The organism is Phenylobacterium sp., assembly GCF_031412415.1.
Taxonomy (GTDB): Bacteria; Pseudomonadota; Alphaproteobacteria; order Caulobacterales; family Caulobacteraceae; genus Phenylobacterium.
In genome coordinates this window covers 1-7,991 of the sequence record NZ_JANOCX010000034.1, presented here as the reverse complement: position 1 = coordinate 7,991, position 7,991 = coordinate 1, and the positions used below count along the sequence as shown (strand labels likewise).

The 7,991-nt window shown below is 68.7% G+C and carries 11 protein-coding genes; 3 read left to right on the top strand and 8 right to left on the bottom strand.

What is annotated here, in order from left to right:
* Positions 1-76: 76 nt before the first annotated feature.
* From RMO04_RS01735 to pcaF, 5 genes are read right to left on the bottom strand one after another with little or no spacing between them, the layout of a single operon-like run.
* Positions 77-715 (bottom strand): glutathione S-transferase family protein, encoded by a 639-nt coding sequence (locus tag RMO04_RS01735; RefSeq protein ID WP_309643072.1) that lies wholly within the window; start codon positions 713-715, stop codon positions 77-79.
* Positions 712-990 (bottom strand): DUF3253 domain-containing protein, encoded by a 279-nt coding sequence (locus tag RMO04_RS01730; protein WP_309643071.1) that lies wholly within the window; start codon positions 988-990, stop codon positions 712-714. The genes RMO04_RS01735 and RMO04_RS01730 overlap by 4 nt, the downstream gene beginning before the upstream one ends.
* A gap of 2 nt (positions 991-992) precedes the next feature.
* Positions 993-2,141 carry an acyl-CoA dehydrogenase family protein gene (locus RMO04_RS01725; RefSeq protein WP_309643070.1) on the bottom strand — a complete coding sequence of 383 codons (1,149 nt, stop codon included), beginning with the start codon at positions 2,139-2,141 and terminating at the stop codon, positions 993-995.
* Between the two features lie 12 nt (positions 2,142-2,153).
* Positions 2,154-2,828 carry a hypothetical protein gene (locus RMO04_RS01720; RefSeq protein ID WP_309643069.1) on the bottom strand — a complete coding sequence of 225 codons (675 nt, stop codon included), beginning with the start codon at positions 2,826-2,828 and terminating at the stop codon, positions 2,154-2,156.
* Between the two features lie 2 nt (positions 2,829-2,830).
* Positions 2,831-4,039 (bottom strand): 3-oxoadipyl-CoA thiolase, encoded by a 1,209-nt coding sequence (gene pcaF / locus RMO04_RS01715; protein WP_309643068.1) that lies wholly within the window; start codon positions 4,037-4,039, stop codon positions 2,831-2,833.
* 48 nt (positions 4,040-4,087) lie between these two features.
* On the opposite strand from pcaF, the gene RMO04_RS01710 reads away from it, so the two are divergent.
* Genes RMO04_RS01710 through RMO04_RS01700 form a run of 3 tightly spaced genes read left to right on the top strand, consistent with a single transcriptional unit; the run spans position 4,088 to position 5,837 of the window.
* Positions 4,088-4,600 (top strand): PaaI family thioesterase, encoded by a 513-nt coding sequence (locus RMO04_RS01710; protein ID WP_309643067.1) that lies wholly within the window; start codon positions 4,088-4,090, stop codon positions 4,598-4,600.
* Positions 4,600-4,845 (top strand): hypothetical protein, encoded by a 246-nt coding sequence (locus RMO04_RS01705; RefSeq protein WP_309643066.1) that lies wholly within the window; start codon positions 4,600-4,602, stop codon positions 4,843-4,845. The genes RMO04_RS01710 and RMO04_RS01705 overlap by 1 nt, the downstream gene beginning before the upstream one ends.
* A complete protein-coding gene (locus tag RMO04_RS01700; RefSeq protein WP_309643065.1) occupies positions 4,842-5,837 on the top strand; it encodes an LLM class flavin-dependent oxidoreductase in 996 nt (331 codons plus the stop codon). Before RMO04_RS01705 ends, RMO04_RS01700 begins: the two co-directional genes overlap by 4 nt.
* 9 nt (positions 5,838-5,846) lie before the next feature.
* Here RMO04_RS01700 and RMO04_RS01695 read toward each other — a convergent pair whose 3' ends face one another.
* The 3 genes from RMO04_RS01695 to RMO04_RS01685 form a co-directional block, all read right to left on the bottom strand.
* A complete protein-coding gene (locus tag RMO04_RS01695) occupies positions 5,847-6,362 on the bottom strand; it encodes a hypothetical protein (RefSeq protein WP_309643064.1) in 516 nt (171 codons plus the stop codon).
* A complete protein-coding gene (locus tag RMO04_RS01690) occupies positions 6,359-6,970 on the bottom strand; it encodes a glutathione S-transferase family protein (protein WP_309643063.1) in 612 nt (203 codons plus the stop codon). The genes RMO04_RS01695 and RMO04_RS01690 overlap by 4 nt, the downstream gene beginning before the upstream one ends.
* A gap of 7 nt (positions 6,971-6,977) precedes the next feature.
* Positions 6,978-7,991 (bottom strand): nucleoside transporter C-terminal domain-containing protein (locus RMO04_RS01685; protein WP_309643062.1); only part of this gene is annotated, 1,014 nt, incomplete at its 5' end.

Sequence of the window (7,991 nt, the reverse complement as noted above, 5' to 3'; positions counted from 1 at the left end):
GATCTCGGCGAGGACGGCGGGCAGGCTCATGACCCAGATATAGTTCGTGGCCGCCGAAGGTTGCAGGCCCTCGCGACTAGGCCGGGAACATCGCTCGCTCTGCCTGGACCCACTTGGCGTACGACGGCCGGGCGAGGACCTTCTGGACGTAGGCCGTGGCGCGGGGATGGAGCGCCTCGTCGGCCTTCCACTGCAGGTGGCTGAGGTTCACGAAGGCGCTGACCACGGCGATATCGGCCAGGGTGATACGGTCTTCGACCAGCCAGCCTGAGGCCGGCAGAACCGTTTCCAGATAGTCGAGAATGGGCGGAAGCTGCTCGGTCTCGGCCTTGGCGGCGGCGGCCTCGTCGCCCGGCTTGCCCAGGAACTTCGGCGAGACGATGCGGTTGAAGAACATCGCGCCGGCCGCGGCGGTCAGGATGGTGTCGGCGAATTCCTCGTACCAGATGGTCCGGGCGCGGGCCTTCGGCTCCAGCGGGATCAGGTTCGGCTCGGGATGAAGCGCTTCCAGATAGGTGATGATCGCCGTCGAGTCGCACAACAGGAAGTCGCCGTCCTTGAATCCCGGCATCTTGCCGAAGGGGCTGGCCAGCTTGAACTCCGGCGGCCCTCCGCCCATGCCGGCGGGCTGGAGCTCTAGCTCGATCCCCTTCTCGGCGGCGAAGGCCAGGGTCTTGCGGACATAGGGCGAGAGGGACGAGCCGTAGAGGATCATTGGTCGGTTCCTTGCGGTGTGACGGTTTCGCCGGCCAGCGGGAGCCGCAGCCGGTAGACGCCCTTGAAGGTCTCGGGGTTGGCGGGCTTGCCGTGCCGGGTGATCACGACGCGGCCTTGACGCGCCAGGCCGCGCGCGGTGTTCCGCACGTGGCCGGTGAGCTTGCGCCAGTTGTCGTTGTCGGCGGCGCGAGCCACCTCTTCCGAGGAGGCGGACTTGCCGGCCGGAAGCTTGCCGAGGATCTCCAGGATCACGGCCTCCATATCGACGCTCATGATCAGCCGCCCCGCTTCAGGGTCTCGCGGGCGATGACCACCTGCTGCACCTGGCTGGTGCCCTCATAGATGCGGAAGATGCGCACGTCGCGATAGAACCGTTCGATCCCGTGGTCGGCGGTGTAGCCCGCGCCGCCGAAGATCTGCACGGCGCGGTCGGCGACCTTGCCCACCATCTCGGAGGCGAAGTACTTGGCCGCGGCGGCCTCCATGGTCACGCTCTGGCCAGCGTCGCGCTTGCGCGCGGTCTCCATGGTCAAGGCCTTGGCCGCGAGGCTCTCGGTCTTGGAGTCAGCGATCATGCCCTGGATGAGCTGGAAGTTGGAAATCGCCTGGCCGAACTGCTTGCGCTCGACAGCATAGGCGACACTGTCGGCGATCAACCGTTCTGCCACGCCGACGCAGACGGCCGAGATGTGCAGACGGCCCCGGTCCAGGACCTGCATGGCGACCTTGAACCCCTCGCCTTCCTGGCCCAGGCGGTTGCCCACCGGCACGCGGACATTGTCGAAATTGACGTCGCAGATGTGCGCGCCCTGTTGTCCCATCTTCTTTTCGGGCTTGCCCACCGACAGACCTGGCAGGTCGCGTTGGACCAGGAAGGCCGAGACCCCGCCACCGCCCGGCTTGCTGGGGTCGGTCCGAGCCATCACCGTGAAGAGGTCGGCCTTGTTGGCGTTGGTGATGTAGCGCTTGGTTCCGTTCAGGACATAGGCGTCGCCATCCAGGGTGGCGCGCGTCTGCACCGCGGCGCTGTCGGACCCCGCTTCCGGCTCGGTGAGCGCGAAGGACGTGATGATCTCGCCCGAGGCGATGCCGGGCAGATACCTGGCCTTTTGTTCGTCGGTGCCGAACATCACTAGGCCCTGGCTGCCGATGCCGACATTGGTGCCGAAGGCCGAGCGGAAGGCGGGGCTGGTACGCCCCAGCTCCACGGCCACGAGGCACTCGTCCTCCATCGAGAGATCCAGGCCCCCGTATTCCTCGGGGATCGACAGGCCGTAGAGCCCTAGCTCGCGCATCTCAGCCAGCACCTCGCCGGGGATGGCGTCGTCCTCGGAGACCTTGGCCTCCAGCGGCCGCAGACGCTCGGTGACGAACCGGCGCACCGTGTCGATGAGCTGTTCGCGGGTTTCGAGATCAAGCGCCATGGGTGTCTCTCGTCAGGTGCAGGGGGTCGCGCCCTTGGCCGCCAAGGCGACCTTGGACACCGTGAGCGCGATGATCGGATCTGGCCAGGCTTGGCTGTGGACGCCGCCGGCCGGGACGGCGCAAGCTTCGATCTTCCGGCGCATGAGCTGGCCGTTGCGGATCGCAGCCAGCTCAAGCTCGAAGGTCACCGGCCGGGCCAGGCCGTTCCAGACCTTCATGAAGGTCTGGCGCTTGGCCGGCGAGGAATCCAGCGCCACGCCGATGCGACCGGCTCCGGAGCCCTTGTAGGTCTCGGCCTGCCCCTCCGGTTGGGCCGCGCCGAGCTTGCCGGTCTCGATGGCGTACAGCACCGGGCCAGCCTTGGCCTCTAGATGGAACAGGGCCCGCTGGCCCTGCATCACCTGGACCGCCCCGGACTCGACCTTGGTCTTGGGGTCGAAGCCGACGGCGGTCAGGGCCTCGACCAGGGTCTTCGGCTTCGCCGGTTCGGCCGGTTGCGGCTCGACGGCCGGGGGTTCGGTCGGCGCGGTCTCTGGCGGCGCGGTCTCTGGCGGCGGCGCATCGGCCGCCGGGGCGACGGCCGCCGGCTCCGGCTTGAGAAAGTCGTCGAGGCTCATCGGCGGCGCAGCCTCCTGCGCCTGGGCGGCCCCAGCCAGCAGCAGGCTCAACAGCAGTCCGGCGCGCATGCTCACGCCTTCGCGAGCGCCAGGGCCGAGCCCTGGCCGACACCCACGCACATGGTGGCCAAGGCGCGCTCGCCGCCACGCTCCTTCAGCGCGCGGGCGGCGGTCAAGGCCAGACGGGCCCCCGAGGCGCCCAGCGGATGGCCGATGGCGATGGCGCCGCCGTTGGGGTTCACATGGTCGGCGGCGTCGTCCAGACCCCACGCGCGGGTGCAGGCCAGGGCCTGGGCGGCGAAGGCCTCATTCAGTTCGATGACGTCGAAGTCCCGCGCGGTGATCCCGAGGCGAGCGACCAGCTTGGCCACCGCCGGCACCGGCCCCACACCCATGACTCGCGGCGCGACGCCGCCCGAGGCGCCGCCCTCGATCCGCGCCAGGGGCTCCAGGCCCAACTTCTGGACCATCTCGGCCGAGGCCAGCAGCAGGGCGCAGGCGCCGTCATTGACCCCCGAGGCGTTGCCCGCCGTCACCGTGCCGTCCTCGCGGACGATGGGGCGCAGGGCGCTCAGCGCATCCAGGGTGGTGTCGGGGCGCGGGTGCTCGTCTTGGCTGACGACGAGATCGCCCTTGCGGTCCTTGATGGTCAGCGCCGCGATCTCGCCGTCGAAGAAGCCCCGCTCGCGAGCCGCGCCGACGCGGGCCTGGCTGCGCTGGGCGAAGGCGTCCTGGTCGGCGCGATTGATCTGGTAGTCGGTGGCCACGTTCTCGGCGGTCTCCGGCATGGCGTCGACGCCGTACTGCTTCTTGAGCGCCGGGTTGATGAACCGCCAGCCGATGGTGGTGTCGTACATCTCCGGGGTGCGGGAAAAGGCGCTGTCGGGCTTGGCCATGACGAAGGGCGCGCGGCTCATGCTCTCGACGCCGCCGGCGATGATCAGGTCGGCCTCACCCGCCGCGATGGTCCGGGCGCCGGCGATCACCGCGTCCAGTCCGGAGGCGCAAAGGCGATTGACCGTGATACCCGGCGTGGTCTGCGGCAGGCCGGCCAGCAGCAGGGCCATGCGGGCGACGTTGCGGTTGTCCTCGCCAGCCTGATTGACGTTCCCGTAGATCACCTCGTCGACCAGCTCCCAGTCCAGATTGGGATAGGCGGCCATCAGGGCCTTCAGCGGATGGGCGGCCAGATCGTCGGCCCGCACCTTGGAGAGCGCGCCGGCGTAGCGGCCGATGGGGCTGCGAAGTCCGCCGCAGAGATAGACAGTCCGGCCTTGCATGTGGGGTTCCCGCCGCCTAGTTCGCTTGTGAGATTTGGCGGCAAACTAGTGTTTGAACGCGCGACGGGCAAACCCTTCGCGGGCGATGGCGGGGAATTGATGGACGGCGGCGACACACAGGCGACGGGCTGGCGGCACGAGGTGATCGAGGATGGTCCATGGGCGGGGTGGTTCGCCTATGGCAATGACCCTTTCGAGGACCACGCTGGGCCCTTCTACTATCGCGTCGGCGACGATGGGCGGCGGGTCTGCGCCATGCGCGCCGAGGCCAAGCACATGAACGGCGGCGGTTTCATGCATGGCGGGGCGATCATGACCTTCGCCGATTACTGCCTGTTCGTGATCGCCAAGGACGCCTTGACCGACAGCCGCAGCGTCACCGCCACCTTCAACGGCGAGTTCGTGGGCGCGGTGGCGCCGGGATCTCTAGTCGAATGCACCGGCGAGGTGGTGAAGGCCGGGCGCAGGATGGTCTTCGTGCGGGGCCTGATGACCACGGGCGGCGAGCCAGTTATGAGCTTCTCGGCGGTGCTGAAGAAGACCAGCGCGAGGGCCGGATAGTGGCGCTCGACGCCGAAAGACTGAAGAAGGCCGCCCCGGGGGCGGCGCTGGTGCTGTTCGCGGGGCCCGTCTTCCTGTTCCTGGCCAGCGACCTGCTGCTGTTCCTGGCGCTTTCATCGCGCAAGGCCATGCGACCGGAGCAGGTCGGCACCCTGGCCAGCGAGTTGGTCTTCGGGCTGTTTGCCGGACTGCTGGCGGCCTACGGCGTGCGCATGGTCCGCCGGGCGCTGAAGGGCGAGGCGTGAACTTCACCCTCTCGGTCCTGGACCTGTCGCCGGTCAGCGGCGACGGGACTCAGGCCCAGGCGATCCGCGACACCATCGCCGTGGCCCAGGCCGCCGAGCGGCTAGGCTACCACCGCTTCTGGCTGGCTGAGCACCACAACATCGGAACGCTCTCCTCGCCGGCTCCGGAGATCCTGATCGCGGCCCTCACCCAGGCCACCCAGACCATCCGCCTGGGCTCGGGCGGGGTGATGCTGGTCAACTACTCGCCGCTGAAGGTGGCCGAGGTGTTCATGGAACTGGAGGCCCTGGCGCCGGGCCGAATCGACCTCGGCGTGGGCCGCGCGCTCGGGACCGACAGCCGAACCGGAGGCGCGCTGCGCTCGGCGGGGTCGGAGGCCTTCCCGCAGTATTTCGCCCTGTTGAACGCCTGGCTGCTGGACTCTTCAGGCCGCGAACCGATCACCGAGGCCCATCCGGCCTTCGGCATCGCCGCCAATCCCTCGGGGCCGAGCCACCCCGACCTGTTCATGCTGACGTCCTCGCCCGACAGCGCCGACTTCGCCGGCCGCGCTGGGGTGGGCATGGTGTTCGCGGAGTTCATCGCCCGGACCGACGGAACGCCGTCCGTCGAGGCCTATCGGGCGGCCTTCGAGCCCTCGGTGTTCCGCGACAAGCCTTGGGCCGGAATCGCGACGATCGCGCTGGCGGCCGAGACCGACGACGAAGCCCAGCGTCTGGCCGCGCCGATGCGCGCCTCGAACCTCGCCACCCTGTTCAACCAGCGCCGCCGCTTCCGCTCGATCCCCGAGGCCCAGGCGTTCCTGGCCGAGCACGCGGGCGATCCGCGGCTGGAGGGCGTGATGGCGCGGGGCATCGTCGGCGACCCGGATCGTGTGCGGGCCAGGCTGGCGGAAAAGGCGGCGAGCACAGGCGCGGACGAGCTTTTCGTCATGGCGGTGGGTCCCACCCTTGAAACCCGCATCCGCTCGCTGGAGCTGATCAAGCCTTAGTCGGCTTGGCTAGTGGGCGCGGTCCATGGCGGGGGGCGCCATCGCCGGGGTCGCATCCGCCAAGCGGGCTTCGATGCGGGTGACACCGTAAACGCTGCGCCAGCGCTTCTTGTCGCCTGAGATCGCCAGGCGCCAGGGCGCTTCCTTGGTTCCCAGCGGCTTGCCGTCGACCGTGTCGCCCAGGACCACGGTCGCGGTGCTGTAGTCCTTGTCCAGCTCAGCCAGGGAGAACACCGCCTGGAACCCGTCGGCGCCGGTGACGATCACGAAGGCGCGCAGCGGATCGCCATGCAGGCGCGGACCGACAGGCAGGCCTCCGGCGCGCAGCACATAGGCCAGGATCGGGCCCTCATAGGTCTTGGTCCCCGTGTCCTGCGGCACCACCACCTCGGCGCGGGGGAAGCCCGCGAAGTCCGCGGCCTTCAGCACCTTGGATTTGCCGTCCAGGCCGACGACGGTGAGTTCCTGCGCGGCGGCCGGCGCGGCGAACGCCAGGGCGAGGGCGAAGACGAGGGTCCGGATCATGCCTGGGCGGCCGGGCGAGCGCGCATGGCCTGGGCCCAACGGTGGACATGGGTCAGCGTCTCGGGGATCGCGAGCTTGATCAGCCGTGTGAAGTCGATGCCCACGAACGCCACAATGTCGGCGATGGTCAGGCGCTCGGCGGCCAACCACTCGGCCTGAGCGAGGCGGAGGTCCAGCACCTTCAGCGCGGCCAGGCCCTGGGCGGTGTTGTAGGCGCCGACGTTCGCGTCCTGGGTCTCCAGCGCGGCCATGGCGGGATGAGTGTGGCGCACGCCCACCATGAAGGGGACCGCGACCAGCATCTCCGCGCGGCGCATCCACATCTCGACGACCGCGGTCTCTTCCGGCGAAGCTCCGAACAGGTTCGGGTCTGGGTAGCGGCTCTCCAGATAGCGGCAGATGGCGATGGATTCGGTGATGCAGGTCCCATCGTCCATTTCCAGCGCCGGCACGTTGGCGAGGCCCGCCTTGGCCATGTAGTCAGGGCTCTTGTGCGTGCCCTCCGCCAGGTTCATCCGGACGATCTCGATATCGGAGACGCCCTTCTCGGCCAGGACCCAGCGGACCCGGCGCGGATTGGGCGCGATCGGCGCGTCATAGAGCTTCATCCCGCCCTCAGCCTCCGAACAGTTCGCGCGGCATGGCGCCGACCAGGGCGGCGGTCATGCAGGTGGCCAGGAAACCGGCGATCAACGCCTTCCAGACCATGCCGATGATCTCATTGCGCCGTTCGGGCATCAGCACCCCGATGCCGGAGACGGTAATCCCCACCGACCCCACATTGGCGAACCCGCAGAGCGCATAGGTCATGATCATCCGCGTGCGCTCGCTCATTTCCCCGGCCGGAACGGCGCCCAGCTGGATGAAGGCGATGAACTCGGTCAGCATCAGTTTGACGCCCAGCAGATAGCCAGCCTTGAAGGCCTCGTCCCAGTGGACGCCCATGGCCCAGGCCAGGGGCGTGAACAGCACCCCCAGCACCCGCTCGATGGTAATCGGCTCGCCGTAGACCGCCGGGAAGACCGAGAGCAGGCCGTTGCCGATGGCCACGAGCGCCACGAAGACGATCAGGATGGCGGAGATGTTCAGCACCACCGACAAGCCGTCCATCGTCCCCTTGCTGATGGCGTCGATGGCGGAGTCGTATTTCAGCAGCGAGGTGTAGTCGGCGTAGGCCCCGCCAAGTCCCTGTCTCTCCGGCACCACGATCCGCGCCAGCAGGACACCCGCCGGCGCCGAGATGATCGAGGCCACCAGGACGTGGGCCGCCGCATTGTCCAAGCTGCCGCGCAGGATAGTCGCGTACGCCACCATGGTGGAGCCGGCGACGGTCGCCAGGCCCACCACCATCATCAGGAACAGCTCCGAGCGGGTCAGCTTGTCCAGGTAGGCGCGGATCACGATGGGGCTCTCGATCATGCCCAGGAAAATGTTGGCCGCCACCGCCGTGGCCGAGGCGCCGCCCAGGCCCATGGTGCGCTGGAACAGGATGCCGAACGCCCGGATCACCCACTTCAGCACATGCCAGTGCCACAGCAGCGCGGAGAGGGCCGAGATCACCAGGATCAGCGGCAGGACCTGGAAGGCGAAGACGAAGAGGCCGCCGGGGTTGGTGACGGCGTAGGGCTG

Excerpts from the sequence above, each read along its gene's own strand:
- RMO04_RS01735 (WP_309643072.1), bottom strand. The coding sequence starts at position 715 with ATGATCCTCTACGGCTCGTCCCTCTCGCCCTATGTCCGCAAGACCCTG.
- RMO04_RS01730 (WP_309643071.1), bottom strand. The coding sequence starts at position 990 with ATGAGCGTCGATATGGAGGCCGTGATCCTGGAGATCCTCGGCAAGCTT.
- RMO04_RS01725 (WP_309643070.1), bottom strand. The coding sequence starts at position 2,141 with ATGGCGCTTGATCTCGAAACCCGCGAACAGCTCATCGACACGGTGCGC.
- RMO04_RS01720 (WP_309643069.1), bottom strand. The coding sequence starts at position 2,828 with ATGCGCGCCGGACTGCTGTTGAGCCTGCTGCTGGCTGGGGCCGCCCAG.
- pcaF (WP_309643068.1), bottom strand. The coding sequence starts at position 4,039 with ATGCAAGGCCGGACTGTCTATCTCTGCGGCGGACTTCGCAGCCCCATC.
- RMO04_RS01695 (WP_309643064.1), bottom strand. The coding sequence starts at position 6,362 with ATGATCCGGACCCTCGTCTTCGCCCTCGCCCTGGCGTTCGCCGCGCCG.
- RMO04_RS01690 (WP_309643063.1), bottom strand. The coding sequence starts at position 6,970 with ATGAAGCTCTATGACGCGCCGATCGCGCCCAATCCGCGCCGGGTCCGC.